The following is a 26653-nucleotide window of genomic DNA, read 5'->3' on the forward strand; positions in this document are numbered from 1 at the left end:
GTTGCCAGCTTGGGACCGACCGGAGTGAGGTGCCATGGGTCGTAGCCGAACGATCCGCATGAAGATCATCGGACTACTACTGGTGCCGCTGACCTCCATGGTGGTGTTGTGGGGGGTCATCACCGCCGTCACTGCCAGCGAGAGCTTGGAGCTGCGTCAATACAAGACAGTCTGGACGAACCTCCGCCTTCCCGCGTACAAACTGATCGGCGAGATCCAGCGCGAACGTCTCGTCTCCGCCCAGCTCCTGCGTAACGTCACGGACGAGTCCGCCGTCGCCACGCAGCGCACCAAGACCGACGCCGCCCGCGACTCGTTCAGCAAGCTCTCCAGCACCTCCAAGGACAGATCGGAAGAGATCCGCACGCAAGTGGACGCGGTGTACACGCAACTCGACAGGCTCGACTCGGTCCGTGGGGAGATCGACGCGGGTCTGTCGGACCGTCTGCACAGCGTGGAGGCGTACAACTCGGTCATCGACACCCTGTACGGCCTGCACCGCAAGGTCGCGCTGATCGACGACATCCCGATCTACGAGCAGTCGCGCGTGGTGATCGAGATGGGTTACGCCAGGGAGCTGCTGAGCAGGGAGCAGGCCATCGGCCTCGGCACGGTGAACGCCGCGGAGCGCAGGCTGTTCACCCAGATCGCGGGCAACCGGCGTTTCCTGATCGACCAGGGCCTCGGCGAGCTCGACCCGGCTCTGCGCGACCCCCAGGTCGCCCTCGTCAGCTCCCCCGCCTACCAGCGGATGCGGATGATGGAGGACCAGATCATCGCCGGCGGCACGCCGCTGGGCTGGCTGAGCACCACCGAGGGGCTGTCCAAGTCGTTCCACGAGGCCCAGATGAAGGCCAGCACGCTGCTGAACGAGCGGGCCGAGCCGGTGGCCGACCAGGTGCTGTCGCGGGCGTTCCTGCTGGCGGGCACGGCGCTCGCGCTGGTGATCGTGTCGATCGCGTTCTCGCTGCGCATGGGCAACCGCCTGTCCAGGGAGCTGGGCGCGCTGCGGCTGGCCGCGCTGGAGGTCTCGCAGGAACGGCTGCCGCACGTGGTCGCCAAGCTGCGCAAGGGCGAGAAGGTGGAGATGCCCGAGCTGTCGGTGGCCAGCTCCACGGTCGAGATCGACGACGTGGGGAAGGCGTTCTCCACCGTGCAGCAGACGGCGGTGGAGGCCGCGGTCGGCCAGGCGCAGCTCAGCGAGGGCGTCGGGCACGTCTTCCGCAACCTGGCCAGGCGCAGCCAGACGCTGCTGCACCGCCAGCGCATCCAGCTCGCGGACATGCAGAACCGGGCCACCGACCCCGAGCAGCTCGACGACCTGTTCAAGCTGGACCACCTGACGACGCGCATGCGCCGCCACGCGGAAGGCCTGATCATCCTGTCGGGCGCGACGCCGGGGCGCGGCTGGAGCCGTCCCGTGCCGCTGCTGGACGTGGCCCGCGGCGCCGCCGCCGAGGTGGAGGACTACCAGCGGGTCGTCGTCGAGCCGATGTCCGGCCAGCGCCTGGCCGGCACCGTGGTCGGCGACGTGATCCACCTCATCGCCGAGCTGATCGAGAACGCCACCGTCTACTCGCCCGCGCACACGCCGGTCATCGTGCGCGGCGAGGCGGCGGCCCGGGGCTTCGCCTTCGAGGTCGAGGACCGGGGATTCGGGATGGAAGCAGAAGAGCTGGCCGAGTACAACGAGCGGCTGGCCAGCCCGCCGGAGTTCGACCTGGCCGACAGTGACCGGCTCGGCCTCTTCGTCGTCTCCCGCCTGGCCGCCAGGCACGACATCCGCGTGACGTTGCGCGGTTCACCATATGGAGGGACCACCGCGATCGTGTTGATCCCGGAAGAGCACGTGGCCGAGCCGGAGCCAGAAGCCCCGGCCAAGGCCGTGCAGAAGGAGCCCGCCGCTCGTCCCATGCGGGTGGTGCGAAGTGACTGAAGAGCGCTGGCTGGACGAGGACGCCGGTCCGATCGTCCCCGCCTACCTGCTGACCAGAGGCCGGACGGTCCCCGCGAGCGAGGCCATCGACCTCATCGCGGTGATCATCACGGCGGGCGGCCTGACGCCGCCGCGCGGCCTCGACCCCGAACATCTGATCATCCTGCAGAAGTGCACCCAGCCCACGCGGCTGGTGGACGTGGCGGCCGAGCTGAACCTGCCCATCGGCGTGGTCCGGGTGCTGGTCGGCGACCTGCACGCCCAGCAACTCGTGCAGGTCGAGCTGCCGCCGCCCGCCCCGGACGCCAAGGTGCTGCTGGAAGTGATCAGTGGCCTGAAGGCGCTGTGACCGGCCCGCGGTTCAGGTAGCCGTACCCGGCCGCGAACAGCGCGGCCACGACGCCCGCTCCGGCGGCTGCCCCGAAGACCCAGGGGTAGCCGCCGCCCGCGGCCAGCACGGCGGCGATCGCGGCCCCCGCCACGCTGCCGCCCACGATCCTGACCAGCGCGTTCACCCCGGCCGCCACGGCCGTCCTGTCGGCCGCGACGTGCTCGACGGCCATGGTGCCCAGCGCCGCGTAGCCGACGCCGAGGCCGATCCCCATCAGCGAGGACGCCACGTACAGGTGCGCGGGAGCGGAGTGCTGGAGCACCAGCCAGAGCCCGGCCAGCCCGGTGACTCCCGAGCCGATCGCCACCATGACGGACGCCGGCAGCCTGCGCATGATCCGGCCCGCGAACAGCGAGATCACCAGCATGAACAGCGTGCTCGGCAGCAGGTAGACGCCGACCTGGAGGGTGGTGGCCGCGAGCCCGCCCGCCGCCGCGGGCGCCTGGGCGAAGCCGGACATGCCGGTCAGCAGGGTGAAGAACGAGAACCCGAGCAGCAGCGACGACACCGTCGCCCCCACCGTGCCCCTGTGCACCAGCATCGCCATCTCCACCAGCGGCTCGGCCACCCTGCGCTCGACCAGCACCCAGACGACGGCCAGCACGGCCGCCACGGCGAACAGCCCGAGCACGCCCGGCGAGGCCCAGCCCCACGAGCCGCCCTCGCTGACGGCCAGCAGCAGCGCGACCAGCCATCCGGTCAGCAGCGCCGCCCCCGCCAGGTCGGGGCGGCCCTTCACGGGCGGGGCCGAGTCACGCACGAGGACGGCCACGATGACGGCGGCCACCAGCGAGATCCCGCCGGTGATCCAGAAGACCAGGTGGTAGTCGCCGGAGGCGAGCCCGGCCAGGATCATGCCGCCGCCGCTGCCGAACCCCATGGTCGCGCTCAGCACCCCGATGCCGGTCGCGAGCTGCTGCCGGGGCAGGGAGTCGCGAACCACCCCGATCGACAACGGCACCAGCGCGGCCACGAAGCCCTGCAGCACCCTGGCCACGATCAGCCAGGTCAGCGAGGTCGCCAGCGCGGCCAGCACCGAGCCCGCCACCAGGAGCGCCAGGGCGCCGAGGATCATGCGGCGCCTGCCGTACATGTCGCCGAAGCGCGACAACAGCGGGGTGGACACCGCGCCGACCAGCAGGCTCAAGGTGAGTGTCCAGCTCACGGCGCTCAAGGACGTGTTCAGCTCGCGTTGCAGCACGGGAAGCAGGGGCACCACCGCGGTGTTCTGCAGGGCGGCGATGGAGGCGGCGAAGGCCAGTGAGACCACCGCGGGCCAGGGGTTCAGGCGTGATGCCTCGCGTGACGCGGGCATGACGACTGTCGCCATGTCGGCTCCTTTGGATAACTTGGGTAAGTAGTCGAGAACCGATAATACATACGTAAGTTAGGTAATCAAGCGGATGGACCAAGATCTGCAGCGCACGGTGAACGCCTATCGCCGCCTCGCGACCATGTTCAACCGCGCCAAGACCCACGAGCGGCTGACCGAGGCTGCGGGGGTCAGGCTCGACCGGCCGGACGTCCAGATCCTGGTCACGCTGCTGGACGCGGGCGAGCCGCGCAGGATCGGGATGATCGCCGAGAGCCTTCAGGTGGAGAGCCCGCACGTGACGCGGCACGTGGCGTCGCTGGAGCGGCGCGGGCTGGTCCAGCGCGTCCGCGACCCCGACGACGGGCGGGCCTGGCGCATCGCGCTCACCGAGGAGGGGGCCGAGGCTGCGGTCTCGTGCCGCCGGGTCACCACCGAGTGGTTCGAGGGCGCGCTGACCGGCTGGTCACCGGCGGACCAGGCGGAGCTGGCGCGGCTGCTCGACAAGCTCGCCGAGGACATGTTCGAGCACCTGAAGCCTCAGCTCGACAGGACATCCTCCGCGAAGTGACAAGCACCTCAGCCTGACAGGACGTCCTCCGCACGGTGGCAGGCCACCTGGCGGTCCTTCACCTCCCGCAGGGCGGGGGCCTGCTCGCAGGCGGCCACCGCCAGCGGGCAGCGCAGCCGGTACGGGCAGCCGGTCGCGGCGGGCACGGCCTCGGTCCTGCCCCTGGCCTGCGGTGGCTCGCCGCCGAGCGTGGGCACCGCGTCGCGCAGCGCCTTCGTGTACGGGTGCGCCGGGTTCGCCAGGAGCTGCGCGGTGGGGCCCGACTCGACCACGCGACCGGCGAAGAGCACGTGGGAGGTGCGGCAGAGGCGTTCCACCACGGCCAGGTTGTGGGTGATGAGCAGCCGCCCGGTGTCCAGCGAGGCCAGCAGGTCGAGGATCCTGGCCTGGACGGTGACGTCGAGCGCGCTGGTGGGCTCGTCCAGGATGAGCAGGCGCGGCCCGACGGCCAGGGCCCTGGCGATCACCACGCGCTGGCGCTGGCCGCCCGAGAGCTGGTGGGGGCGGCGGCCGGCCAGCTCGGGGTCCAGGCCGACCTGTTCGAGCAGCTCGCCGACGCGGGCGCGGGCGGCGCGCGGCAGCGCCTCGGCGATGGAGCGGCCGACGCGCATCCTGGGGTCGAGGGCCTCGGCCTGGAAGACGGGCTGCACGTCCTTCCTGAACGCCTTCAGGTCCGTCTTGGCGAGCGTCCGGTCGCCGTACCAGATATTTCCGGACATGGGGCTCAGGAGGCCCAGGAACGCGCGCGCCAGCGTCGTCTTGCCCGAGCCGCTCTCCCCGATCAGCCCCACGCCGCCCTCGACGATGTCCAGGCTCACGTCGTGCACGACGGGGCGTCGGCCGTACCCGAGCGTCACCCGCTCGGCCCTCAGCGTGGTCACGGCAGCGCCTCCAGCAACTCTCGGGTGTAGGGGTGGGACGGCCGGGCCAGCACCTCGGCGGCCGGCCCCGACTCCACCACCGCGCCGTCCTTCATGACCAGCACCCGGTCGGCGATCGTCGAGACCAGGGCCAGGTCGTGGGAGACCAGCAGGAGCGCCAGGTCCCGTTCGGTCCTGAGCCTGCGCAGCACGCCGACCACCTCGGCCTGCACGGTGACGTCCAGCGCGCTGGTGGGCTCGTCGGCCAGGATGACCTCGGCGCCCAGGGCGATGGCCAGCGCGATGGCGAAGCGCTGGGCCTGGCCGCCGGAGACCTCGTGGGGGTAGCGGCGCAGGATCTCGCGGTCGAGCATGACCGCCTCCAGCGCCGCGTCCACGTCGTTGCCCTGCCTGCCGTGCAGCTTGAGCGCGCGGCGCAGGAGCGTGCCGAGGCGGGTGGCGGGGCTGAGCGCGGCCTGCGGCGACTGCATGACCAGGGCCGCGCGGGCGCCGCGGATCGCGCGCAGCGCCTTCTGCGGGGCGGTGAGCACGTCCACGCCGCATACGCGCACATGTCCGGAAATTTCGGCGTTTTCGGTGAGGCCGAGGAGCGAGAGCAGCGTCGTGGACTTGCCCGACCCGCTCTCCCCCACGATCGCCACGCACTCCCCCGCGCCCACGTCCAGCTCGGGTACGTCGGCGACGACCCGCCCGCCGTAGCACACCTTCAAGTCGCGCACCGAGATCACTTGACCGCCCTGCGTGCTCATGGTCGCGGCCGCTTCGGCATCCGTTGGCTCCTTCGTCGCTCTCTCCTGCCGAGCTCCTCCGCTCGGGGGTCCAGCGCGTTGCGCAGCCCCTCACCGAGCACGTTGAACGCGAACGCCGTCAGCAGGATCGCCAGCCCGGGGAAGGTCACCACCCACCAGTTCGTGGTGAACAGCGTCTGCCCCTGCTGCACCATCAGCCCCCACTCCGCCGTCGGCTCCTGCGCGCCCAGCCCCAGGTACGACAGCGCCGCCGAGGTCAGGATCACCCCGCCCGCGTCCAGCGAGAGCTGCACCAGGACGGGGGTGATCGAGTTCGGCAGCACGTGCCGCAGGATGATCATCGGGGCGGGCACGCCGAGGCAGCGGGCCGCGTCCACGTACGGGCGGGTCGCGATCGAGGCGGCCACGGAGGCGGCCAGCCGGGCGTACCACGGCCACCAGGTCACCGCGATGGCCAGGATCACCGTGTTCACGCTGGGCTGCAGCACCACGGCCAGCGCCAGGGAGAGCAGCAGCGCGGGGAAGGCCAGGAACACGTCCGTGACCCGCATGATCACGTCCCTGAGCCAGCCGCCCGTGTACCCGGCGACCACGCCCAGCGTCACCCCGGCCGCCGCCGAGACGGCCAGCACGGCCACGGCGATGGTCAGCGAGGTGCGCCCGCCGTACAGGATCCTCGTCAGCACGTCCCGGCCGACCTGGTCGGTGCCGAACCAGTGGGCGCCGCTCGGCGGCAGCAGCCGCTCCAGCGGGCGCGGCTCGTCCAGCGGGTACGGCGCCAGCCACGGCGCCAGCAGCGCGGCCAGCACGATGAGCACCAGCAGCACCGCCCCGAACGCGGCGAACTTGTCAGGGATGCGGGGCAGGCTGCGCCGCAGCGGTTGCACGTCCGTCATCGCGACCTCGTCCGCGGATCGACGAAGCCCTGCAGCACGTCCACGACCAGGTTGGCCAGCACGTACACCAGGGCGACCAGGAGGGTGACGCCCGCGATGCCGGGAGTGTCCAGCGAGCGGATCGACTCGGCGGCGTAGCGGCCCAGGCCCGGCCAGTTGAAGACCGCCTCGACGAGGAAGCCGTTGACGATCGCGTACGCGAAGACCAGCGCGATCAGCGACAGCACCGGGCTGAGCGCCGGCCGCAGCGCGAACCTGGTCAGGATCGACGTCTCGCCGAACCCGAGCGCCCGCTCCAGCCTGGCGTGGTCCTGCCCCGACTCCTCGATGAGCGCGGCCCTGGTCATCTGGGCGATCACGCCCATCGGGTACGCGGCCACGACGAGGGCGGGCAGCACCAGGTGTTCGAGGGTGCTGGTGAAGATGGGCCAGTTGCCGGTGATGAGGGCGTCGACGACGGTGATGTTCGTCCAGAGGGTGAGCGGGCTGGTGGTGTCGAGCGCGGTGTCGTACTCGCCGGCGATCGGGAACCAGCCGAGGTGGCTGGCGAACACCGTCTGCAGCGCCAGGGCCAGGAAGAAGACCGGCACGGAGACGGCCAGCATGCTGCCGAACCGCACCCCGAGGTCGGGCAGCCGCCGCCGGTGGCGGGCGGCGAGCACCCCGAGCGGGATGCCCAGCGCGATCGCCACCAGCAGCGCCGCCCCGACCAGCTCCAGCGAGGCGGGGAAGGCCAGGTAGAGGTCGTCGCGCACCGGCTGCCTGGTGCGCAGGCTGGTCCCCCAGTCGCCGGTGACCAGGTCGCGGGCGTAGTTCAGGAGCTGCACGGGCAGCGGGTCGTCCAGGCCGAACCGCGCGCGGGCCTCGGCGAGCTGCTCGGGCGTGGCCTTCGGCCCGGCGAACGCGACCGCCGGGTCGCCCGGCACCAGCCGCATCACCGCGAACGTGAGCACGACCACGCCGGCCACGACCAGGAGGGCCTGGCCGAGCCGGCGGGCCAGATGGCGCAGCACGGCTCAGCCGGCGCGCTTGAGGTCGTAGAAGAAGACCACGCTGGGGTAGGCCGGGTTGTCCTGGTACCCCTGCACGTCGGCCGTCAGCGCGCGCTGGTAGCGCTGCACGTACGGCACCGCGACCGCCGCCTCCTGCTGGATGATCTGCTGCTGCAGCTTCTCGTACTCCATCTCGGCCGCCAGCTTGTCGGTGGCCGTCAGCTCGGGCAGCTTGTCGATGGCCGCGTCGATCTGCGCGTTCTTCAGGTACGACAGGTTGAACTGCGGATCCTCCGCGCTCTTGAACACGTTGAGGAACCACGAGTAGGCGTCCGGATAGTCCGGGTACCAGTACATGACGAAGATGTCCTGGCCGCCCTTCTTGCCCAGGTCCCACTGCGCGTTCCAGTTCATCGGCTTGGCCTGGAGCGTCACGTTGAGCTGCTTCAGCGTCGAGCTGAGCAGCGTCACCAGCAGCTTCTGGTCCTCGTCGCCGATGGCGTAGGTGAGGCTGAGCTTCAGCTCCTCCAGGTCGGGGCCGTACCCGGCGTCGGCGAGAAGCTGCTGCGCCTTCGGCAGGTCCTGCTTGGGCTCCATGCCGTTGACGTGGCCGATCAGGCCCTCAGGCACCAGGCCGCTGGCCTTGACGCCCGAGCCCTCCAGCGCCGCCGCCAGGCCGTCGTAGTCGATCGCGAGCTGCAGCGCCTGCCGCACCTTGACGTCCTTGGTGGGCCCGTCGGCGGTGTTGAAGAGCACCAGCAGGTTCTGGAACGACTGCGCCTGCGCGGTCTGCACCCCCCGCGTGGTGCCCGCCTGGGCGAAGAGCTGCGGGTTCAGGCGCCTGACGAAGTTCACCTCGCCGTTCTGGAGGAGCTGCCAGGCGGTGGTGATCTCCGGCGTGACGCGGAAGGTCACCTTCTTGTACTGCTCCGGCTTCCAGCCGCCCCAGTAGTCCTCGTACGCCTTCAGCGTCAGCTCGTTCTCCTCGCCCTTCTTCCACGAGTCGATCGTGTACGGGCCGGTGCCGGCGGTCGTCTTGCCGTCGGCGTCCACGGCGTCCGCGTCGTAGATCCAGGCCGCGTAGCCGGAGGAGGTGACCAGGTCGAGCGGGGCGGCGTACTTGAGGGTGAACTTGAGCGTGCTCGCGTCCACCGCCTCGATCTTGTCCACCGGGTCCCAGATGTAGGCGGCGCCGCCCTTCTTCTCGATCGTCCGCTCGATCGCCTTCTTGGCGGCCTCGGCGTCCAGCGGGTCGCCGGTGTGGAACTTCACGCCCTGCCGCAGCTTGAACGTCCACTCCTTGCCCTCGGCCGACGACGTCCACTCGGTCGCCAGGCGCGGCTCGGCCTGCTTGGTCTGGGAGTTGTACCTGGTCAGGCCCTCGTAGATGTTCGACAGGGCGATGATCTCGTTGGAGTAGGAGGTCGCCGGGTCCCAGTCGGTGACCACGTCCTGGTTCGGCGCGTAGACGAACGTGGCGTCGTTGGCCGGCCCGCCGGCCTGACCTGCCGGGCTTCCGCTGCTCGGCTGGGGCTGTGGCGTCCCGCCGGCGCCGCGCACCTGGCCGCCCGCGCACGCGGACGCGGTCAGGGCGAGGACACCGGCTAGCCCGGCGACGAGCAGCCGCTTGTGCCAGCGCATGGTGGGGGGATCCTTTCGAGAGGTCACCGGGCGAGGGGTCCGGCTGCTTTGACGTGCACCCGCACGGCGGGCTCGGAGAGATAGCTCAGCGGCACCTCGAGGAGGTCCACGATCTCGACGTGTGCGGGGTCCGCCCCCGCTGCCACGGCTCGCGCCCGCGCCTCCTCCTTGGCGCTCTCGATCGCTGCCGACCGGCTGTCTCCCGCTGGCAAGATCGTATCGATTCTGCCGCTCGCGAGCGCTATGGCCGCCCCCACGGCATTCGCCACCTCCGCGTGCTCGGGCCTGATCACGCGGCTCACGCCGGGGATGTGATCGGGCAGCAGGAACGCCCCGCCCCCCACCGCCACCAGGGGCCGGTCGGATCTGCCGAGCGTCATGCGGTCCACGGCGTCGATCACCATCTCGTCGGCTCGGGTAACCGCGCTTTCCAGAATGTCTGCCTTTTCTTCCGACATGTCACCCTGGCCGCGTCCTTCTTCTTCAAGGGCGCGCTGGAGCCGCTCGTGCCAGTCTTCGGCTCCCGGGGGAACCCTGCCCGCCGCGACCGCCGCGTCCGTCATCGTCGCCGTCGCCCCGCCGAACACCAGCGCCTCCCGCACGATCCGGTAGCCGACCGAGTCGGGGCCGATGCCGTGCGGGCGCACCACGGTGCCGCCGCCCAGCGCGATGGCCAGGATGTCGGGCATGCGGAAGTTCGTCAGCACCCCGCCGATCTCGACCGCCGCCGCCGACTCCCTGGGGAACCCGCCGGCCAGCACCCCGAGGTCCGTGGACGTGCCGCCCACGTCCACCACGACCGCGTCCGCCACGCCCGACAGGTACGCGGCGCCGCGCAGCGAGTTCGCCGGGCCCGAGCCGATCGTGGAGACCGGCAGGCGGGCGGCGTGCTCCAGCGTCATGAGCGTGCCGTCGTTCTGCGCCAGGTACGGGCGCGCCCCCAGGCCCCGCTCCTGCAGCGCCGTGACCAGGGCGTCGGTGACGTGGGCGGCCACGCCGTAGAGTGCGGCGTTCAGGACGGTGGCGTTCTCGCGCTCCAGCAGGCCCAGGGAGCCGATCTCGCTGCTCACCGACACCGGCAGGCCGTACTCGGCCCTGACCAGCTCCTCGACGCGGCGCTCGTGGCCGTCGTCGGCGGGGCTGAACACGCTCGTGACGGCCACGGCGTCGGCGCGCACGCCGTCCAGGAAGCGGCGGACGGCGTCCAGGTCGAGCGGGCTGATCTCGCGGCCGTCCACGTAGTGGCCGCCCCGCACGATCGCCTCGCCCGCCGAGACCGTCTTGCGCAGGTCGTCCGGCCAGTCGGAGAGCGGGGGGACGGCGGTGGTGGCGGGGGCGCCCAGCCGGATCACGGCCACCCGGCCCAGGCCGCGCCGCTCCAGGATGGCGTTGGTGGCGTGGGTGGTGCCGAGCATGACACGCGTGACACTCTGACGGCCCGCGTCGTCGAGTTCGGCCAGCACGGCGTCCAGGGCGGCGCGCAGGCCGTCGGTCACGTCCGGGCTGGTCGGGCGCTTGGCCTTGGCGATCACCCGCCCGTCGGGGTCGAGCACGACCGCGTCGGTGTTGGTCCCGCCGACGTCGATCCCGATCTTCAGGTCAGCCATGCGTCAACTCCTCGACGGGCACGTAGTCCAGGTCGTAGCCGAAGGCCCGCGGCCCGGCGGTCTCCAGCCCCTTGGGCGTGCGCCAGAGCGGGTCGCACGGCCAGGCGAGGACCGTGACGCGCTGCCCGTACCGCAGGCCCTCGGTCTGGACGGCGGCGGCGGTCTCGGTGTCCACGACCGTGATGAGGTCGGGCACCATGGCGCGGGTCCGGCCGTCCTCGACGGCGACCAGGTTCTCGTTCTGCAGCTCCACGGTCAGCCGGCGGCCCCGGTCGTCGCCGGTGCCCTCGATCGTGGCGGTGCCGCGGACGAACCCGCCCGTGGTGCGCCGCTCCACGTCCGTCAGCTTGCCGGTGATCAGCCTGGTGGCGCCCAGGCGGTCGCGCAGCGCGCCGAGCGGGTCGGCGGCGCCCTCCGTGGCCCGGCCCACCTCCAGGGCGCGGGTGACCGTACCCTCGATGACCGCGCCCCTGGCCCGGTCGGCGGTCAGCACGTAGTCGGCCATCAGCGCGTGCGAGCCTGCCGCCACGCAGACGGCCCGCGCGAGGCGCTCGGACCAGAGCCCGTCGACGGGACGGATGGTCACCACGTTGCCCGCGACGTCGGACATGATCACCAGGTCGGCCGGGATGCCCGCCACGTACATCGAGACCATCTGCACCTCGGGGAAGGCGCGGCCCATGCCGTCGGCGTCGAGCAGCGGCACGCCGAGCTGGGCGGCCCAGGCGACGGGCGCGACGCCGTTCGCGCCGCCGATCTCGGAGGACATGATCGCGCTCGGCGGCCGGCCGAAGATGCGCTCGGCCTCCTCGGCGATGCGCTTCGGCTCGTCCTCACCGTGGATCATCTCGTGGCTGACGGTCGGCGCGCCGATGCCGGACAGCGGCAGGATCAGCGCGTCGCCGGGCAGGTCGTCCAGTCGCAGCAGGGGGACGGGGCCGTACTCGCGGATGGCTCTGATCGCGGCGAGCGATCCCGTCCGCACGTCTCCCCCGCCGCCGGTGCCCAGTACGGCGCAGCCACGGGCGAGGGCCGGAATGTCATTCATTTCAAGTCGCATATGTCGCCACAACCAAGCACAAACCGCCGCACGACGCCAGTCTCACAGCCCTCTAGTCTGGAACGCGGAGGGGAGAACCCATGCGGATTTCGGTGGCCGCCGACAGCAAGGACGGCGTGGCCGAGCGGGTCGTGTCCGAGCTGCGCAGGCGGGGGCACGAGGTCGTGACGCACGGCGCGCTCGGCGACGGCGAGCGCGACGACTGGGCGTGGGCGTGCGAGCTGGCCGCCAGAGACGTCAGCGAGGGCCGCGCCGAGCAGGCGGTCGTCTGCTGCTGGACCGGCACGGGCGCCTCGATCGCCGCCAACAAGGTGCCCGGCGTCCGGGCCGCTCTGTGCGTGGACGCCTACACCGCCGACGGCGCCCGCAAGTGGAACGACGCCAACGTGCTCGCGCTCAGCCTGCGGCTCACCTCGGAGGTCGTCCTGGACGAGATCCTGGACGCCTGGCTGGCGGGAAGCCCGAGCACCGACCCTGCCGACGTGGCGAACGTCGCCCACCTCGACGCCATCTGATCAGGGCCCCAGCACCTTGCCGAGCGCCTCGTCCACGGCGGCCTTGACGGTGGCGGGGTCGTCGAGGTCGAAGCCGACCACGAGGCCGTCCCTGAGCAGCATGAGCACGTCGGCGGTGCGCTCCGGGTCCTGGTGGCCGCCGGCGGCGAGCAGGTCGCGGTAGAGGTCGCGGTTCCAGCGCCGGTGCGCGGCGATGGCCTGCCGCACCGGATGCCCGGGGTCGGGATACTCGGCCGCCGTGTTGACGAAGGGGCAGCCCCGGAACGTGAGGCCGGCGCCGAACTCGCACATGAACGCGAAGATGGCGTGCAGCCGCTGCGTCGGTGAGCCCTCGCGCACGTTCTCGGCCAAGCCGCGCTGCATCGTCGACTGCTCGACGATGTAGGCCCTGACCAGCTCGTCCTTGCTCGGGAAGTGGTGGTAGAAGGTCGCCTTCGCGACGCCCGCCTCCGCGATGATGCGGTCGATGCCCACCGTGTGGACGCCCTCGCCGTAGAACAGCCGGGCGGCGGTCTCCAGCACCCGGGTCCGTGCCGGGCTCACCGTTCTCGCGCTCACCTGTTGACGATACCAGACAGACCTGTCTAGTCTTAGGCGAACAGACAGGTCTGTCTACCAAGCGAGGGTTTCATGAGCATCTACACCGCCATCGCCACCTCATCCGGCCGCGACGCCCGCGCCGTCTCCTCCGACGGGCGGCTCGACGTCAAGCTCGCCATGCAGAAGGAGCTGGGCGGCGACGGCGAGGGCACCAACCCCGAGCAGCTCTTCGCCGCCGGTTACGCGGCCTGCTTCGCCTCCGCGCTGCGGCTCGTGGCGGGCGGCAAGCAGATCGACGTGGCGGACGCCGCCGTCACCGCCGAGATCGGCCTGTCCCCCAACGGCAAGGGCGGCTTCCAGCTCGACGCCACGCTCCGGATCGAGCTGCCCGACGACATCGCGCCGGACGTCGCGCAGGAGCTGGTCGAGGCCACCCACCAGGTGTGCCCCTACTCCAACGCCACCCGCGGCAACATCCCGGTCAAGCTCGTCATCGAATAGCCCTCCCGGCACATCACACCCGAAGGTCTTCAGAAACGTCACACCAGAGGCAGGGAAATCGTCGGTCCCGCCCTCTAGGGTGCTGGGCATGACCGACGTGCTGCTCCGCGGCGGGCTCCCCTGGGGGCTCGGAGCGCCTGCCGACATCCTGGTCCGCGCCGGCCGCGTCGCCCGGGTCTCGCTGAGCCCGGTCGAGGCGCCCGGCGCGCAGGTCCACGACGTGTCGGGGCAGCTCGTCCTGCCCGGCCTCGTCGAGGCCCACTGCCATCTCGACAAGACCCTCTACGGCGGCCCGTGGGTGCCGCACTCCGCCGGCGACACGCTCTCCGGCCGCATCTCCAACGACCTCGGCCGCCGCGCCGAGCTGGGCGTGCCGAGCGTCGCGCGGATCACCGCGCTGCTGGAGCGGATGAGCCGGGCAGGCACCACGCACGTCCGCACCCACACCGACATCGACCCCGCGGCGGGCCTGCGCGGGGTCGAGGCCGTGCGCGAAGCCGCCGCCGCCTCCCCCATCGACGTGCGCCAGGTCGCCTTCCCCCAGCACGGCGTGCTCACCAACCCGGGCACGGCCGAATTACTGGAGGAGGCGCTCAAGAGCGGCGTGGAGGCCGTGGGCGGCCTCGACCCGGCGGGCATCGACCGCGACCCGGTGCGCCACCTCGACCTGATCTTCGGCCTCGCCGGGCGCTACGGCACCCACCTCGACATCCACCTGCACGACGGGGGCACGCTCGGCGGGTGGGAGCTGAGGCTGATCATCGAGCGCACGAAGGCGCTCGGGCTGCGCGGCAGGGTGGCGGTCAGCCACGCGTACGCGCTGGGCCAGCTCGACGAAGCCGCCCAGGACCACCTCGTCGAAGGCCTGGCCGAGGCCGGGGTCGCGGTGGTGACGGCGGCCGTCTACGACTTCCCCGTGCCGCCCGTCAAGAAGCTGAGGGCGGCCGGGGTCACGGTCGCGTGCGGGCACGACGGCATCCGCGACCTGTGGGGCCCGTACGGCAGCGGCGACATGCTGGAGCGCGCGATGCACGTCGCCTACCGCAGCACGTTCCGCAGAGACGACGACATCGAGCTGGCGCTGGAGGCGGCCACCGTCGGCGGCGCGCGGGCGCTCGGGCTCGACGACTACGGGCTCGCGCCGGGCGACCGGGCCGACCTCGTGGTGGTGCCCGCGGGGAGCCCGGCGGAGGCCGTGGTCGTTCACCCTGCGCGCACTCTGGTCATGAAGGACGGCGTCGTCCTGCACAATTGACCGGCGGGACCATCGAAAGGCAGGCAAGTGCTCTCTATTCACCAGCGGATCGCCGCAGAGCTCGGCGTACGCGACGGGCAGGTGCAGGCGGCCGTCGACCTGCTCGACGGCGGCGCGACCGTGCCGTTCATCGCGCGATACCGCAAAGAGGCCACCGGCACCCTCGACGACGCGCAACTGCGCACGCTGGAGGAGCGGCTGCGTTACCTGCGCGAGCTGGAGGAGCGCAGGGCGGCGATCCTGGAGTCCATCGAGTCTCAGGGCAAGCTCGACGACGAGCTGCGCGAGCAGATCATGGCCGCCGAGACCAAGGCCCGGCTCGAGGACATCTACCTCCCGTACAAGCCCAAGCGGCGCACCAAGGCGCAGATCGCCCGCGAGCTGGGGCTGGAGCCGCTGGCCGAGCAGCTCCTGGCCGACCCCACCCTCGACCCGGCGGCCACCGCGGAGGGCTTCGTCACCGAGGGCGTCGCCGACGCGGGCGCGGCGCTCGAAGGCGCCAGGGCCATCCTGATCGAGCGCTTCGCCGAAGACGCCGACCTCATCGGCGGGCTGCGCGAGCAGTTCTGGAGCCGTGGCCGGCTGGTGTCGAAGGTCCGCGAGGGCAAGGAGGAGGCGGGGGCCAAGTTCTCCGACTACTTCGAGTTCGGCGAGCCGTTCACGAAGCTGCCCTCGCACCGCATCCTGGCCATGTTCAGGGGTGAGAAGGAGGAGATCCTCTCCGTCACCCTGGAGCCCGACGACAGCCCCGACTACGAGCTGCGCATCGCCTCCCGGTTCGGCGTCTCCGACCAGGGCCGCCCGGCCGACAAGTGGCTGAGCGAGACCGTGCGCTGGGCCTGGCGCACCCGCATCCTCGTGCACCTGGGCATCGACCTGCGGATGCGCCTGTGGCAGGCGGCCGAGGACGAAGCGGTGCGGGTCTTCGCGACCAACCTGCGCGACCTGCTGCTCGCCGCCCCGGCCGGCGCGCGGCCGACGATGGGGCTCGACCCCGGCCTGCGTACGGGCGTCAAGGTCGCCGTCGTCGACGCCACCGGCAAGGTCGTCGAGACCGCCACCATCTACCCGCACGAGCCCAAGCGGCAGTGGGACCAGTCTCTCGCGGTGCTCGGCGCGCTCGCGCAGCGGCACGGCGTCGAGCTGATCGCCATCGGCAACGGCACCGCCTCCCGCGAGACCGACAAGCTGGCCGGCGAGCTGGTCCAGCACATGCCGGGCATCACCAAGATCGTCGTTTCGGAGGCGGGCGCCTCGGTCTACTCGGCCTCCCCCTACGCCTCGCAGGAGCTGCCCGACCTCGACGTGTCGCTGCGCGGCGCGGTCTCCATCGCCCGCCGCCTGCAAGACCCGCTGGCCGAGCTGGTCAAGATCGACCCGAAGTCGATCGGCGTCGGCCAGTACCAGCACGACCTGGCCGAGTCCAAGCTCTCCCGCTCGCTCGACGCGGTCGTCGAGGACGCGGTGAACGCCGTCGGCGTGGACGTCAACACCGCCTCCGCGCCCCTGCTCACCCGCGTGTCCGGCATCGGCTCCACGCTCGCCGAGAGCATCGTGCGCCACCGCGACGCCAACGGCCCCTTCCGCACGCGCGGCGCCCTCAAGAGCGTCCCGCGCCTCGGCCCCAAGGCGTTCGAGCAGTGCGCGGGCTTCCTGCGCATCCGCGGCGGCGACGACCCGCTCGACATGTCGAGCGTGCACCCCGAGTCCTACCCGGTGGTCCGCCGCATCCTGACCTCCGCCAAGACCGACCTTGTGACGCTCATCGGCAACACGGGCGCGCTGCGCACGCTGCGGCCCGACGACTTCACCGACGAGACCTTCGGCCTGCCGACCGTCACCGACATCCTGCGCGAGCTGGAGAAGCCGGGCCGCGACCCGCGCCCCGCCTTCAAGACCGCCACCTTCAAGGAAGGCGTGGAGAAGATCTCCGACCTTTCGTCCGGGATGATCCTGGAGGGCGTCGTCACCAACGTGGCGGCGTTCGGGGCGTTCGTGGACGTCGGGGTGCACCAGGATGGGCTGGTGCACGTGTCGGCCATGTCGCGCAACTACGTCAAGGATCCGCGTGACGTGGTCAAGCCCGGTGACATCGTGCGGGTGAAGGTGCTCGACGTGGACATTCCGCGTAAGCGCATCTCGCTGACGCTACGCCTTGAGGACGAGACGGCTGCCGAGCAGGGCGGCGAAGGGCCTCGCCGGGGCGCCGGCCGCCAGGGCGGCGGGCGCGGCGACGGCGCTCGTGACGGTGCTCGTGACGGCGCTCGTGACGGCGCTCGTGACGGCGCTCGTGACGGTGGTCGCGGTGCTGGTGGCCGTGGTGACGGCGGGCGCGGTAACGGCGGCCGTGGCGATGGTCGTGGTGATGGTCGTGGTGATGGCGGGCGCGGCAAGGGCGATGGGCAGCGCGGTGGTGACGGTGGTCAGCGCGGGCGCGGTGACGGGCGCGGTGACGGGCGGGGCGGCCAGCGCCGCCAGGACCGTCCGGCTCCTGGCGGGGCCATGGCGGAGGCCCTCCGTAAGGCGGGTCTGACCGGCGACAACAACCGCTGACGTCAGACAGAAGCGCAACGGCGTACTGCCCGGCCCTGCCAGGTCGGGCAGTACGCCGTCGGTCAGGCCTCGTGAGACATCGACCGGAGCAGCGTCCGGGCTCCCTCGTCGAACAGGGCGACCGTCGACAGGTCTTCGAGCAACCGCGTGTAGGTCTCGATGTCGCGCGGGTCGGTCAGCGTCAGCTCGGACGTGTAGGTCTCGACCGTTACCCGCTCGCCGTCGAAGATGGCGAACCCGTGCAGGGCGACGCGAGGCGGCTCCGCCGACCAGGGCACGACGCCAAGCCGGACGTTCGTCAGGGTAGAGATGTTGACCAGCCGATCGAGCTGGGCGCGCATGACCTCGGCAGGCCCGAGCCTGACCCGTAGAGCGGCCTCGGTGATCAGGAACTCGAATCGGTGCCCGGTCGCGTAGAGCAGCGTCTGACGTTCCATCCGCGTGGCGACCGCTCGGGTCATCTCCTCCTCGGTCAGGAACATGCTCCGCGCGAAGATCTGCCGGGCGTACTCCGCGGTCTGGAGCAGGCCGGGCACTACAGCTGGGTGGAAGGACCTGCGGACGAGAGTGGCCCTTTCCCGCTCGGCCAGCATGGCCTGTTTGGCCTCTCCCCGGCCGCCCGACCGGCGCCAGGTGGCGATGTCGGTGCTGACGCGCGCCAGCTCTTCGAGCAGGTCTTCCTCAACCTCGTCGCTCAGCCCGATCGCCTCCGCGAGCCGGGTCACCATCTCGACCGAGGGCAGCATCTTGCCCGTCTCGATCTTGCTGATCGTAGGCTGAGTGACTCCGGCCACCGTCGCCAGTCGCTTGCCGCTTATGCCCGCGGTCTCGCGAAGCTCGCGCATACGTTCGCCGAACTGACGGAGTTGGCGAGACCGGTAGTCATTCATCCCGCCATGATGCCAGCGGACGAGCCGCCTGCCAGACGAGGTCACGAGCGAGGACATATGCCTGCGCATGCCCCTCGTACAGCTCGCGCTCGACCAGCTCGCCCTCCTCGCTGTAACGCATGAGCACGACAACGGACTCGTCGAACAACCAGAAGTCGACATCGGGCACACCCTCGGGCACCCGCTCGGCCTCGATGAGCCTGATCTCCTCGCCGAACTCGGCGTTGCGCCTGTAAGACTCCATCTCCCAGCGGACATACTCGCTCAGCGGCAGCTCGACCACATGCGCACGGCGCATTCGGACGCCCCTTGGAACCAGCAGCTTGAGGCGCTCCTGCCAGGACGTCACGTCCGCCGGCCACTCCGCCCCTGCTCTCCACGCGGCAAGCCGCGCCTCCTCGCCTGCGACCTTGTAGGACTGGCGGACCTCCAGCCGGAACACGTCGCGAGTTGAGGAAGCGAACAGCTCGCCCAAGTTCGCTGAGGTCACAGACCCTGCAACAGCTCGGCGGGGACCTCCACTGCCATCTCGCCGTCCGGCGTGGTGATCGCCTTGAACACGTCGCCCTGGACAACGTAGGTGCCCCGCTCGGTCTTGAACACCTTGGGGCAGTCGTCCCCTTCGCAACCCCGTACCTGAATCATGCTTGTCCTCCGCTGCTGGCGCCAATGTATGCCTCGAAAGATTAACCCATGAAGGCATACCCCTACAAGACAGCAGTTCAAGCAGGTCTCGCTACAGCATGTTGAGCATTCACCTCTTCTTGACAGGCATAGATAGGCATAGTGTTAGGCATATCCAGTCGATCAGCGGGAGGCACCGACGATGAAGGTGAACTACGAGCGTGAGATGGGCGAGTGGACGGACGCTACGGCGCGCGAACTGAGCGAGACCTGGCGCGGCCTCGTCGAGACCAAGCGACCTCAGTGGGTGCCAGGTCCGACGCCGATGCGCCACCCCAAGGTCGATAACCGAATCGTCTGGATCATGACCGCCGACGAGGCCACCCTGCTCCTCCAACTCCTCCGCAACGGCTCCACCGAATAACCCATGCGCCCTGAAGAGTCCGGTTGCCTGGCACCCCACCTCGGCTCGCCGTTCGCGGGCTACCGTCACATCGACTGGTTCGGGCCTGCCTGCTGGGCGACCGCCGATATTCGCGTTCGGCGGTTCACGTGTTCATGTCAGCGGGTGTCGTACGAGTTCGGCCAAGCCGGAGGCTGCTACGCCATCCAGCGCACGATCAAGGCCGCCGATGGCCTCATCATCGAGCGAACCGCTCTCATGCGGCTGAGCGAGGCCGATCGCCTGTGGGCGGACATCTTCTCCGGAGCCGCCCGATAGTGGACCCGCTGGATTCACACGTACCATCGGTCAGTGTCGCGGGCGTGATTCTCGACGACCATGGCAGGGCACTGCTCACACTCCGGCGGTCGCGGGCGTGGTGACGGTGAACGCATGGCCATGTACGCTCTGGTGCAACGTTTCGACAGGAATACAGGCCATCGCGGCCGCGACCGAGGTGGACAAGAGCACCGCCTGGCGGTGGAAGGCCGAAAAGGCCACCCCCAGCGCAGACGTAGCCATCCGCCTCTTCCGCGCCTTCGGGCGTCCCAGTGGTCGAGGCCCTTGTCGCATCCGGCGCCATCACTGCCGCCGAGTCGGCTCTTATCGAAGTAATCGTCATAGGCGACCCGACCGAACTCGACGACGACGAACTCATCAGGGAGATACGCCGACGCATGGCCAGCGACCGCACTTCAGAGAAGCCCGGGCACGAACCGGGAGAGGCGACCAAGCCCGAAAGGCCACCCGTCGTCGCCGCCATCGTCACCTGCGAGCGTGGCGTCCTGGTGGGGAAGCGCCGTGACGGCAAGCCGCCATGGACGTTCATCGCAGGCGAGATCGAACCCGGCGAGTCCCCCGCGGACGCAGCAGCCCGGGAGGTGAAAGAAGAGGCAGGCCTGCGCGTAGTCGCGGCCGAACGCGAGATCGCGCGCCGGGTGCACCCGCAGACGGGGCGCACCATGATTTATCTTGCCTGTTCTCCAACGGGAAGCATGGAGGTATTCCTTGGCGATCCCGAAGAACTGGCGGAAGTCAGATGGGCCAGCCTCGCTGAGGCGAATGCCCTGATGCCTGGCGTATTCGAGCCAGTCCATCAGTACTTGGAAGAGCACCTCACGCAGTAGGGGGAAGCGTGGGCTGCCCGGATCCACCAGATGCGGGCCGCTCTCGCATCAGCGATGGAGTGAGAGAAGGGTGCGCAAGTTCGTGGATCACAACAACCGCCACTCGGTCAGTGTCGCGGGCGTGATTCTCGACGATCACGGCAGAGCGCTACTCACGCAGCGACGAGACAACCACCACTGGGAGGCTCCCGGAGGCGTCCTTGAACGGGACGAGGACATTCTCACCGGCTTGACCCGCGAGATACGCGAGGAGACCGGCCTCGAAGTCGAGCCCGTTGCCCTGACCGGCGTGTACAAGAACATGACCCGGGCCATCGTCGCGCTCGTCTTCCGCTGCCGCATCGTCGCCGGCCACCTGACGGAAACCGACGAGACCCGGGCCGTCCGATGGGTCACCGCCGATGAAGTGCGATCGCTGGCGACCGAAGCCTTCGCCGTACGCGTCGTCGATGCGATGAGGTTCACCGGCCTCCCCGCTGTGCGCCACCATGACGGTACGCACCTGCTCAGCGCGGTATCGTCCCCTCCTCCCCAAGGTTTCGCGACACCGGACCGCGGAGACCGCAACGGCCTTGCCTGACTCCTTCACCGCGAGAACCCAATCGCGCGAGGCGGCCCAAGAGACACCGTCGTCGGCCTCTACATCCCTTGCAGCGACCGATCAGTGCTCGTACGGTTACGCTGAGCAATCACAGGGTGGGGAGGATTTCGTGGGCGGTAAGCACGGCGGCAAGGGCCCGACCGATCGGCCCTACAACGGCAAGTCGCGCAGCACCCATGATCACGAGGGTCAGAGCTCCGCGTGCGCGCACGGCGACGGCAAAGACAAGAAGAAGTAGTGCAAGCTCCCCCTGACTACATGGACCGGCTTCTGGCGGCCCTGGATCCGGAGAAGGCCGGGGACATCAGCGAGTTCGTCAAGGACGCCGTCCGCACGGTGCCCCGCCACCTCTTCGTGCCGCACGTGGGCCTGGTCGATCCGTACGGACGCGAGCCGTACCTGATCGACCGCCGCACCGACCCGAGCGCCTGGTGGGACGCCGTCGGGTCCGTCGAGCCCATCGTCACCCAGCTCGATGACGGCAGAACCCCCCTGGCCGCCGCCCCGCCGAGCTACAACAGCTCGTCGTCGTCATCCTCCCCCGCCACCGTTGCCGACTTCCTCAACCACCTCGCTCCGGAGCCGGGCATGCGAGTGCTGGACGTCGGCACCGGCACCGGGTGGACGGCCGGGCTGCTGTCCCACCTGGCAGGGCAGGAGAACGTCGTCTCGATCGAGGTGGACCAGGCCGTGTCCGACGAGGCGGCCAAGAACCTCGCCGCCGCAGGCCTTCGCCCTCACCTGGTCGTCGGCGACGGTGCCGCCGGCTACCCCGCCCTCGGGCCGTACGACCGGATTCACGTCACCTGCGGCATCCGTGACATCCCCTACGCGTGGGTCGAGCAGTGCCGGCCGGAGGCGGTCATCGTTCTGCCGTGGCATCCGGGATTCGGCGCCAGCCACGCGCTTCGTCTGGAGGTGCTTGGGGACGGCACCGCGCAAGGGCGGGTCGTCGGCGGTGCCGCGTACATGATGATGCGTTCACAGCGGCTGCGGCCGGATCGCGAGCCCGAGCAGGAGGAGGACCGGCGCGACTACTGGAGCGCGCTCGACCCTCGCGCGCTGGACGCCCTGTCCGCGGGCGCGGACCTGGCCATCTCCGCGCTGACCGGGCTGCACTCGCACGTCCAGTCGTACCCGGAGGGCGACGGCGAACGGCTGCGCATGTGGGTGTCGGATCCCGGCGACGCGCGTCGGTGGGCCATTGCCGTGTGGCGTCCGGGCCAGACCAGGCACGCTGTCCATCAGGTCGGTGATCGGCCGGTGTGGGACGAGGTGCTGCATGCGTACGCCCGTTGGGTGGAGTTGGGGGAACCGCACTGGAGCGACTTCGGCGTCACCGTCACTCAGGACGGAACCCGTATCTGGCTGGGTTCGCCCGAGAACGTGCTCTGATCCCCGCGGCCTCTGCGAGGGAATGCCGTCAGCCGTTCGGGCAGGGCCTTCCCTCGCATTCCTGGGCCGGGGCCGGTCAGGCGGCTTCCGGGCGCACCGCTCAACCGCTGAGCACGAAGGCAGCGATGTCTTCTATGCGTACGATCTCCCCGCCCGCTCCCCAGTTGCCTTCCGGTATCTCGTTGATGTGCACCCATGCGGCGGTGGGCTGAGCGAACCGCCCGGGGTCGCTGTCGGCGTCCGCCAGAACCCTGGTGACGCGCCGCACGATGTCATGACGTTTGTCGTCGGTCATCGAACCGGCGGGAACCCCCACTCGCACCACGTACTTGGGCTTCTCTCCGGCGGGCAGTTGCCGGCCGCCGACGAACCAGGCGTCGATCTCGTTGACCAGCAGCCACGAGATGGATCTGGCCGCCTCGTTGTCGGGGGCGCCTTCGGCGATCATCACCTCCGACACCAGTCGCCCGCCGATCTTCTCGCGGTGCTCCTGGTCGAGCGAGCCCTTGGGGACGAACAGTTCCACGAACGGCATCAGTCAGTCCTTTCATTAAACCCTCTTGGCCACACTGTACGGCTGCGGGTTTAATCAAGCAACCCTCTAAACTGAGGCCATGCAACGGACCAGCTTCGCTGAGATGCACTGCTCGATCGGACAGTCCCTGGAACGCGTCGGCGAATGGTGGACGCCGCTGATCGTGCGGGACCTCTACCTCGGCCTGCACCGTTTCGACGACCTCGCCGAGAACCTCGGCATCGCCCGCAACCTGCTCACCCGCCGGCTCGAGACCCTGGTGACCGACGGCATCGTGGAGCGCCGGGCGTACCAGGAGCGGCCACTGCGGCACGAGTACCACCTCACCGAGGCCGGCCGCGAGCTCGTACCGGTACTGATGGCGCTGATGGCCTGGGGTGACAAGTGGGCGACACCGGCGGGCGGCCCGCCGGTGCGCCTTGTGCACGACGAATGCGGCACGCACTTCACGCCGCAGGTCTGCTGCTCCGCGTGCGGGAACCCGGTGACCGCCTCCGGCGTGACGGCCCTGCCCGGCCCCGGCGCCGCCTACGGGCCGGGGACGAAGGTGCTGGCCAGGCGCAGCGGGCTCGCTCCCGAGGACGACTGAAGAGACGGTCTTCGGCTGAGCGCGTAGCGGAGCCCGGGGCCGCCGGTGCGGCGATACGGTGCAGAGGTGAGCACGACGACGTTCGACACGGCGATCAGGCAGGCCCGCGACCTGCTCCGATGGCGTTCCCCGCTGCGCACGGAGCTGTGGGCGGCACGGCTCACGGCCGAGCTGGAGGCGTCCGGGCAGGTGGAGGAGTTCCTGCGGCGGTCAGCTAAGGACGGCGGTCAGGAGGCGCGCCTTGGCCTCGCCGCCCTGGCCGCTGTCAACGGCCCCGCCGAGGCGAGCACGCCCTTGATCGCAATCAACGATCCGGCCGAGACCGGCGCACCTCTGGGCGCGCTGAACGACCCGGCCGAAACAGGCGCACCTCTGGGCGCGGTGAGCGACCCGGCCGAGACAGGCGCACCTCTGGGCGCGGTGAGCGACCCGGCCGAGACAGGCCCGCTTCGCGGCGCGATGAGCGACCCGGCCGAGATAGATGCGCCGAGTCAGCCGTACACCGCGGCCGGGTCCGGTGTGGCGGAGAGCCTGCCCGGGTGGGTGCAGCGGATGGGGCAGGTGAGCTGCGAGAACGCCTGGTACGGCAAGGCCGATCCCTATGGGGAGCAGGTGCTGGCGGTGCTGAGCTTCCGTTACGAGAACGGGAAGGAGCCGCACGTCCTCGTTGTCGGCATCGATCAGCCCAGCGGCGGGCTGGCCGTGGACGCGCTGGTCGAGGAGGCGAAGTTCCTCGACGAGTTGGAGCTGCGGGAAGCGGAGCCGCAGGTGGTCGCGGGCATGATCCTGGACGCCTTCGCGCTGACCGACCAGGTGATGGGCGCGCAGGTGGCCGACACGCTGCCTGGGGTGAGGTCGTTCGCGATCGCGCGCGCTCGCTCCGTGTCCCGCCAGGACGATGCCGTTGACCGCGCCGACACCCCGGTGATGGGGTTCGATGATCTGCCCGATCTGCCCGGTGCGCGGGAGGCGTTCGGGAAGCTGGCCGAGTTCGTGGGTGACCGGCCGTTGTGGTGGAGCCCGGCGAGGGTGTCGCAGTTCTTGACGCAGTGGCTGCCCCGGGAGGCGATCCTCAGCGACGAGGCGATCGCGGCGATGCCCGAGGTGGTGCGGGCCTGGACCCGGCACCACGGTGGTCAGGCTGCGGTGCTGCGCCGGATCGACGAGGAAGCGCCCTGGCTGGCTGCCCTTATGGCTGACGACTCGCTGGCTTCTCTGAACAAGCGCCTGGCCCAGGCTGCTGCGATGCCTCCGCAGGACGACTGAGGATTCTTGTATGAAGATCGACCGATTGGATCATCTTGTACTGACCGTTGCCGATCTCGATGCGACGGTTGCCTTCTACACCCGGGTGCTGGGGGTTGAGCTCAGTAGTAATGGGCGTTGAGGATCGGGGATGTGCTGGGCTGGTCTTGTGCCGTTAGTACCAGGCCATGGCTGGGTGAATGCGCCGTAGACGCGGGGGTGCGAGAGCGCCGCAGGCGCAGGGGTGCGAGAGCGCCGCAGGCGCAGGGGTGCGCCGTGAGGCGCCTAATTGAAGGCGCCTGAGCGTAGAGGCGCGAAGCGCCCCCCGCGAAGCGCCCCCCGCGAAGCCCTTTTTCGGGGCAGGCATCAGATGGGCAACCACCCCATCGGGCAACGGGTGGGCGAAAGCGCCGCCAGGCGCAGGGGTGCGCCGTCAGGCGCCTGATCAAAAGCGCCTGAGCCCCACGGCGCGTAGCGCCCCCTTGCGAAGCCCTTTTTTCGGGGTGGGCGTCGGACGGGCAACCACCCCATCGGGTCACGGGTGGGTAGGCCCCTAGAAGGCGTACCGGATGCGGCAGTACGGGAGGCGGGTTTCGATGAGGTCGGTCAGGGCCGTGACGTAGCGGCCCTTGTGGCCGTTGCGGTAGCGGACGTTCCAGCCGCCCGTCTCTGAGCGTTTGGCCTGCTGGAGTTCAGGGCGCCACAGCACCTCCTCCGCCTTGGGGTGCCAGCCGAGGTTGACCTGGTGCAGCCGGTCGTTGTGGGTCAGGAAGATGACTTCGGCGGCGAGTTGGCGGCGGGACTCCTCGTTCAGGGCGGAGTCGAGGTGGGCGAGGAGTTCGGCCCAGTCCTCCAGCCAGCCGTCACGTACCACGACCGGGCTGAAGTTGACGTGCACCTCGTAGCCGGCCGCCACGAAGTCGTTGATCGCTTCTATGCGGGCCGCGATGGGTGAGGTGCGGATGTCGAGGAGCTTGGAGTCGGCTACCGGCATGAGGCTGAAGCGGACCCGGGTGCCGCCGCGTGGGTTCCAGTCGAGCAGGTCGCGGTTGACGTACTTGGTGGCGAAGCTGGCCTTGGCGTTGGGGAGGCGGGCGAACAGGTCGACCAGGTCGCGTACGTTGTCGGACACGGTGGCGTCGAGGGAGCAGTCGGAGTTCTCGCCGATGTCGTAGACCCAGGCTTGCGGGTCCACCTGGTTGGGCTCCGGCTTGGTGCCCTGGCGGCCCGCGTGGCGTTCGATGTAGCCGAGGATCTTTTCGATGTTGGCGAAGACCGTGATCGGGTTGCTGTAGCCCTTGCGGCGGGGAACGTAGCAGTAGGCGCACGCCATCGCGCAGCCGTTGGCCGTGGACGGGGCGATGAAGTCGGCCGAGCGGCCGTTCGGGCGGGCGGTGAGCGACTTCTTGACGCCCAGCACGAGGGCCTCGGTTTTGATGCGGACCCAGCGGGCCACGTTCGCCTCGTCGCCGTAGAGCTCCGGGATGCGGTTGTGGCTTTCGACCTCTACGCGTTCGGCGTCCGGGAAGCGGGCGAGGATTTCCTGGCCTCGTGGCAGCTCGGCGGCGGCTGGTTCGAGGTAGATGCGCCGGATGTCCAACAGCGGGTTACGGATCGTGGTGGTCATGTCACTTCTAGGCTACCCGTGCAGGTCAAGTGGGGTGGTGTACGGGGTGCGAGGTGCGGGGCTGCCCGCGCCGGTGGGGCGAGCGGCGGCAGCCGGGCGGACGCAGGCGGGCGCGCGAGGCAGGGCGGGGCAGGCAGGTGGACGGACGCGGAGCGGGGCAGGCGGGCGGGTGGACGCG

At 70.3% G+C, this 26653-nt stretch carries 30 protein-coding genes; 16 read left to right on the top strand and 14 right to left on the bottom strand.

From position 1 onward, the window contains the following. Nucleotides 1–34: 34 nt before the first annotated feature. Both ABD331_RS43600 and ABD331_RS43605 read left to right on the top strand, forming a co-directional pair. Nucleotides 35–1936: a sensor histidine kinase gene (locus ABD331_RS43600; RefSeq protein ID WP_344488738.1), complete on the top strand. Its 1902-nt coding sequence runs from the start codon at nucleotides 35–37 to the stop codon at nucleotides 1934–1936. After that, entirely contained in the window at nucleotides 1929–2285 is a 357-nt protein-coding gene (locus ABD331_RS43605; RefSeq protein ID WP_043630385.1) for a DUF742 domain-containing protein, read from the top strand. The genes ABD331_RS43600 and ABD331_RS43605 overlap by 8 nt, the downstream gene beginning before the upstream one ends. Here ABD331_RS43605 and ABD331_RS43610 read toward each other — a convergent pair. Further along, nucleotides 2263–3657, bottom strand: a complete 1395-nt coding sequence (locus ABD331_RS43610) for an MFS transporter (RefSeq protein ID WP_344488750.1) — start codon at nucleotides 3655–3657, stop codon at nucleotides 2263–2265. The genes ABD331_RS43605 and ABD331_RS43610 overlap by 23 nt on opposite strands. A 73-nt stretch (nucleotides 3658–3730) precedes the next feature. Between ABD331_RS43610 and ABD331_RS43615 the strand changes: the two genes are divergently transcribed. Beyond that, on the top strand, nucleotides 3731–4210 hold the full coding sequence (locus ABD331_RS43615) for a MarR family winged helix-turn-helix transcriptional regulator (protein ID WP_344488753.1): 480 nt from the start codon (nucleotides 3731–3733) through the stop codon (nucleotides 4208–4210). Between the two features lie 8 nt (nucleotides 4211–4218). On the opposite strand, the gene ABD331_RS43620 is transcribed toward ABD331_RS43615, so the two are convergent. Genes ABD331_RS43620 through ABD331_RS43650 form a run of 7 tightly spaced genes read right to left on the bottom strand, consistent with a single transcriptional unit; the run spans nucleotide 4219 to nucleotide 12024 of the window. Then, a complete protein-coding gene (locus ABD331_RS43620; RefSeq protein ID WP_344488756.1) occupies nucleotides 4219–5091 on the bottom strand; it encodes an ABC transporter ATP-binding protein in 873 nt (290 codons plus the stop codon). Then, nucleotides 5088–5810, bottom strand: a complete 723-nt coding sequence (locus ABD331_RS43625) for an ATP-binding cassette domain-containing protein (RefSeq protein WP_344488758.1) — start codon at nucleotides 5808–5810, stop codon at nucleotides 5088–5090. Before ABD331_RS43625 ends, ABD331_RS43620 begins: the two co-directional genes overlap by 4 nt. A 26-nt stretch (nucleotides 5811–5836) precedes the next feature. Further along, nucleotides 5837–6736: an ABC transporter permease gene (locus ABD331_RS43630; RefSeq protein WP_344488761.1), complete on the bottom strand. Its 900-nt coding sequence runs from the start codon at nucleotides 6734–6736 to the stop codon at nucleotides 5837–5839. Beyond that, nucleotides 6733–7749 carry an ABC transporter permease gene (locus tag ABD331_RS43635; protein WP_344488764.1) on the bottom strand — a complete coding sequence of 339 codons (1017 nt, stop codon included), beginning with the start codon at nucleotides 7747–7749 and terminating at the stop codon, nucleotides 6733–6735. Before ABD331_RS43635 ends, ABD331_RS43630 begins: the two co-directional genes overlap by 4 nt. 3 nt (nucleotides 7750–7752) lie before the next feature. Continuing rightward, nucleotides 7753–9369, bottom strand: a complete 1617-nt coding sequence (locus ABD331_RS43640; protein WP_344488767.1) for an ABC transporter substrate-binding protein — start codon at nucleotides 9367–9369, stop codon at nucleotides 7753–7755. A gap of 23 nt (nucleotides 9370–9392) precedes the next feature. Further along, nucleotides 9393–10976 (bottom strand): hydantoinase/oxoprolinase N-terminal domain-containing protein, encoded by a 1584-nt coding sequence (locus ABD331_RS43645; protein ID WP_344488770.1) that lies wholly within the window; start codon nucleotides 10974–10976, stop codon nucleotides 9393–9395. Further along, nucleotides 10969–12024: an S-methyl thiohydantoin desulfurase family protein gene (locus ABD331_RS43650; protein ID WP_344488773.1), complete on the bottom strand. Its 1056-nt coding sequence runs from the start codon at nucleotides 12022–12024 to the stop codon at nucleotides 10969–10971. The genes ABD331_RS43645 and ABD331_RS43650 overlap by 8 nt, the downstream gene beginning before the upstream one ends. 92 nt (nucleotides 12025–12116) lie before the next feature. Between ABD331_RS43650 and ABD331_RS43655 the strand changes: the two genes are divergently transcribed. After that, nucleotides 12117–12551, top strand: a complete 435-nt coding sequence (locus tag ABD331_RS43655; RefSeq protein ID WP_344488776.1) for an RpiB/LacA/LacB family sugar-phosphate isomerase — start codon at nucleotides 12117–12119, stop codon at nucleotides 12549–12551. On the opposite strand, the gene ABD331_RS43660 is transcribed toward ABD331_RS43655, so the two are convergent. Further along, nucleotides 12552–13109 carry a TetR/AcrR family transcriptional regulator gene (locus tag ABD331_RS43660; RefSeq protein WP_344488779.1) on the bottom strand — a complete coding sequence of 186 codons (558 nt, stop codon included), beginning with the start codon at nucleotides 13107–13109 and terminating at the stop codon, nucleotides 12552–12554. It lies immediately after the preceding gene. A gap of 72 nt (nucleotides 13110–13181) precedes the next feature. Between ABD331_RS43660 and ABD331_RS43665 the strand changes: the two genes are divergently transcribed. From ABD331_RS43665 to ABD331_RS43675, 3 genes are all read left to right on the top strand, one after another. After that, entirely contained in the window at nucleotides 13182–13592 is a 411-nt protein-coding gene (locus ABD331_RS43665; protein WP_344488782.1) for an organic hydroperoxide resistance protein, read from the top strand. A gap of 88 nt (nucleotides 13593–13680) precedes the next feature. Further along, the gene (locus tag ABD331_RS43670; RefSeq protein ID WP_344488785.1) at nucleotides 13681–14847 is read left to right on the top strand and encodes an amidohydrolase; all 1167 of its coding nucleotides are present in this window, start codon (nucleotides 13681–13683) and stop codon (nucleotides 14845–14847) included. 27 nt (nucleotides 14848–14874) lie between these two features. After that, a complete protein-coding gene (locus ABD331_RS43675) occupies nucleotides 14875–17400 on the top strand; it encodes a Tex family protein (RefSeq protein WP_344488788.1) in 2526 nt (841 codons plus the stop codon). Nucleotides 17401–17462: 62 nt separating this feature from the next. On the opposite strand, the gene ABD331_RS43680 is transcribed toward ABD331_RS43675, so the two are convergent. The 3 genes from ABD331_RS43680 to ABD331_RS43690 are packed head-to-tail and all read right to left on the bottom strand — an operon-like array spanning nucleotide 17463 to nucleotide 18935. Beyond that, nucleotides 17463–18359 carry a helix-turn-helix domain-containing protein gene (locus ABD331_RS43680; RefSeq protein ID WP_344488791.1) on the bottom strand — a complete coding sequence of 299 codons (897 nt, stop codon included), beginning with the start codon at nucleotides 18357–18359 and terminating at the stop codon, nucleotides 17463–17465. Beyond that, nucleotides 18283–18765 carry a DUF6879 family protein gene (locus tag ABD331_RS43685; protein WP_344488794.1) on the bottom strand — a complete coding sequence of 161 codons (483 nt, stop codon included), beginning with the start codon at nucleotides 18763–18765 and terminating at the stop codon, nucleotides 18283–18285. The genes ABD331_RS43680 and ABD331_RS43685 overlap by 77 nt, the downstream gene beginning before the upstream one ends. An 11-nt stretch (nucleotides 18766–18776) precedes the next feature. Next, the gene (locus tag ABD331_RS43690; protein ID WP_344488797.1) at nucleotides 18777–18935 is read right to left on the bottom strand and encodes a hypothetical protein; all 159 of its coding nucleotides are present in this window, start codon (nucleotides 18933–18935) and stop codon (nucleotides 18777–18779) included. Between the two features lie 181 nt (nucleotides 18936–19116). On the opposite strand from ABD331_RS43690, the gene ABD331_RS43695 reads away from it, so the two are divergent. From ABD331_RS43695 to ABD331_RS43720, 6 genes are all read left to right on the top strand, one after another. Then, entirely contained in the window at nucleotides 19117–19338 is a 222-nt protein-coding gene (locus ABD331_RS43695; RefSeq protein WP_344488800.1) for a hypothetical protein, read from the top strand. Nucleotides 19339–19341: 3 nt separating this feature from the next. Beyond that, complete coding sequence (locus tag ABD331_RS43700) at nucleotides 19342–19635, top strand: hypothetical protein (protein WP_344488803.1); 294 nt, start codon at nucleotides 19342–19344, stop codon at nucleotides 19633–19635. A 272-nt stretch (nucleotides 19636–19907) separates the two neighbouring features. Continuing rightward, nucleotides 19908–20483, top strand: a complete 576-nt coding sequence (locus tag ABD331_RS43705) for an NUDIX hydrolase (RefSeq protein ID WP_344488806.1) — start codon at nucleotides 19908–19910, stop codon at nucleotides 20481–20483. A 70-nt stretch (nucleotides 20484–20553) separates the two neighbouring features. Further along, a complete protein-coding gene (locus ABD331_RS43710) occupies nucleotides 20554–21063 on the top strand; it encodes an NUDIX hydrolase (RefSeq protein WP_344488809.1) in 510 nt (169 codons plus the stop codon). A gap of 130 nt (nucleotides 21064–21193) precedes the next feature. Next, nucleotides 21194–21322: a hypothetical protein gene (locus ABD331_RS43715; RefSeq protein ID WP_344488812.1), complete on the top strand. Its 129-nt coding sequence runs from the start codon at nucleotides 21194–21196 to the stop codon at nucleotides 21320–21322. Next, nucleotides 21322–22479, top strand: a complete 1158-nt coding sequence (locus ABD331_RS43720; RefSeq protein WP_344488815.1) for a protein-L-isoaspartate O-methyltransferase family protein — start codon at nucleotides 21322–21324, stop codon at nucleotides 22477–22479. The genes ABD331_RS43715 and ABD331_RS43720 overlap by 1 nt, the downstream gene beginning before the upstream one ends. A 100-nt stretch (nucleotides 22480–22579) precedes the next feature. Here ABD331_RS43720 and ABD331_RS43725 read toward each other — a convergent pair whose 3' ends face one another. Next, complete coding sequence (locus ABD331_RS43725) at nucleotides 22580–23014, bottom strand: tautomerase family protein (RefSeq protein ID WP_344488818.1); 435 nt, start codon at nucleotides 23012–23014, stop codon at nucleotides 22580–22582. 79 nt (nucleotides 23015–23093) lie between these two features. Between ABD331_RS43725 and ABD331_RS43730 the strand changes: the two genes are divergently transcribed. The 3 genes from ABD331_RS43730 (at nucleotide 23094) to ABD331_RS43740 (ending at nucleotide 24990) form a co-directional block, all read left to right on the top strand. Further along, nucleotides 23094–23603, top strand: a complete 510-nt coding sequence (locus ABD331_RS43730; RefSeq protein ID WP_344488821.1) for a winged helix-turn-helix transcriptional regulator — start codon at nucleotides 23094–23096, stop codon at nucleotides 23601–23603. 66 nt (nucleotides 23604–23669) lie between these two features. Continuing rightward, on the top strand, nucleotides 23670–24869 hold the full coding sequence (locus tag ABD331_RS43735) for a hypothetical protein (RefSeq protein ID WP_344488824.1): 1200 nt from the start codon (nucleotides 23670–23672) through the stop codon (nucleotides 24867–24869). A 10-nt stretch (nucleotides 24870–24879) separates the two neighbouring features. Continuing rightward, nucleotides 24880–24990, top strand: a complete 111-nt coding sequence (locus ABD331_RS43740; RefSeq protein ID WP_344488827.1) for a VOC family protein — start codon at nucleotides 24880–24882, stop codon at nucleotides 24988–24990. Nucleotides 24991–25401: 411 nt separating this feature from the next. Here ABD331_RS43740 and ABD331_RS43745 read toward each other — a convergent pair whose 3' ends face one another. Continuing rightward, the gene (locus tag ABD331_RS43745) at nucleotides 25402–26475 is read right to left on the bottom strand and encodes a spore photoproduct lyase family protein (protein ID WP_344488830.1); all 1074 of its coding nucleotides are present in this window, start codon (nucleotides 26473–26475) and stop codon (nucleotides 25402–25404) included. Between the last annotated feature and the right edge of the window lie 178 nt (nucleotides 26476–26653).

It is taken from the genome of Nonomuraea monospora, from assembly GCF_039531895.1.
Classification (GTDB): Bacteria; Actinomycetota; Actinomycetes; order Streptosporangiales; family Streptosporangiaceae; genus Nonomuraea; species Nonomuraea monospora.

Excerpts from the sequence above, each read along its gene's own strand:
- ABD331_RS43655 (WP_344488776.1), top strand. The coding sequence starts at position 12,117 with ATGCGGATTTCGGTGGCCGCCGACAGCAAGGACGGCGTGGCCGAGCGG.
- ABD331_RS43745 (WP_344488830.1), bottom strand. The coding sequence starts at position 26,475 with ATGACCACCACGATCCGTAACCCGCTGTTGGACATCCGGCGCATCTAC.
- ABD331_RS43730 (WP_344488821.1), top strand. The coding sequence starts at position 23,094 with ATGCAACGGACCAGCTTCGCTGAGATGCACTGCTCGATCGGACAGTCC.
- ABD331_RS43645 (WP_344488770.1), bottom strand. The coding sequence starts at position 10,976 with ATGGCTGACCTGAAGATCGGGATCGACGTCGGCGGGACCAACACCGAC.
- ABD331_RS43725 (WP_344488818.1), bottom strand. The coding sequence starts at position 23,014 with ATGCCGTTCGTGGAACTGTTCGTCCCCAAGGGCTCGCTCGACCAGGAG.
- ABD331_RS43670 (WP_344488785.1), top strand. The coding sequence starts at position 13,681 with ATGACCGACGTGCTGCTCCGCGGCGGGCTCCCCTGGGGGCTCGGAGCG.
- ABD331_RS43640 (WP_344488767.1), bottom strand. The coding sequence starts at position 9,369 with ATGCGCTGGCACAAGCGGCTGCTCGTCGCCGGGCTAGCCGGTGTCCTC.
- ABD331_RS43690 (WP_344488797.1), bottom strand. The coding sequence starts at position 18,935 with ATGATTCAGGTACGGGGTTGCGAAGGGGACGACTGCCCCAAGGTGTTC.
- ABD331_RS43600 (WP_344488738.1), top strand. The coding sequence starts at position 35 with ATGGGTCGTAGCCGAACGATCCGCATGAAGATCATCGGACTACTACTG.
- ABD331_RS43610 (WP_344488750.1), bottom strand. The coding sequence starts at position 3,657 with ATGGCGACAGTCGTCATGCCCGCGTCACGCGAGGCATCACGCCTGAAC.
- ABD331_RS43695 (WP_344488800.1), top strand. The coding sequence starts at position 19,117 with ATGAAGGTGAACTACGAGCGTGAGATGGGCGAGTGGACGGACGCTACG.
- ABD331_RS43700 (WP_344488803.1), top strand. The coding sequence starts at position 19,342 with ATGCGCCCTGAAGAGTCCGGTTGCCTGGCACCCCACCTCGGCTCGCCG.
- ABD331_RS43740 (WP_344488827.1), top strand. The coding sequence starts at position 24,880 with ATGAAGATCGACCGATTGGATCATCTTGTACTGACCGTTGCCGATCTC.
- ABD331_RS43680 (WP_344488791.1), bottom strand. The coding sequence starts at position 18,359 with ATGCGCAGGCATATGTCCTCGCTCGTGACCTCGTCTGGCAGGCGGCTC.
- ABD331_RS43665 (WP_344488782.1), top strand. The coding sequence starts at position 13,182 with ATGAGCATCTACACCGCCATCGCCACCTCATCCGGCCGCGACGCCCGC.
- ABD331_RS43650 (WP_344488773.1), bottom strand. The coding sequence starts at position 12,024 with ATGAATGACATTCCGGCCCTCGCCCGTGGCTGCGCCGTACTGGGCACC.
- ABD331_RS43615 (WP_344488753.1), top strand. The coding sequence starts at position 3,731 with ATGGACCAAGATCTGCAGCGCACGGTGAACGCCTATCGCCGCCTCGCG.
- ABD331_RS43630 (WP_344488761.1), bottom strand. The coding sequence starts at position 6,736 with ATGACGGACGTGCAACCGCTGCGGCGCAGCCTGCCCCGCATCCCTGAC.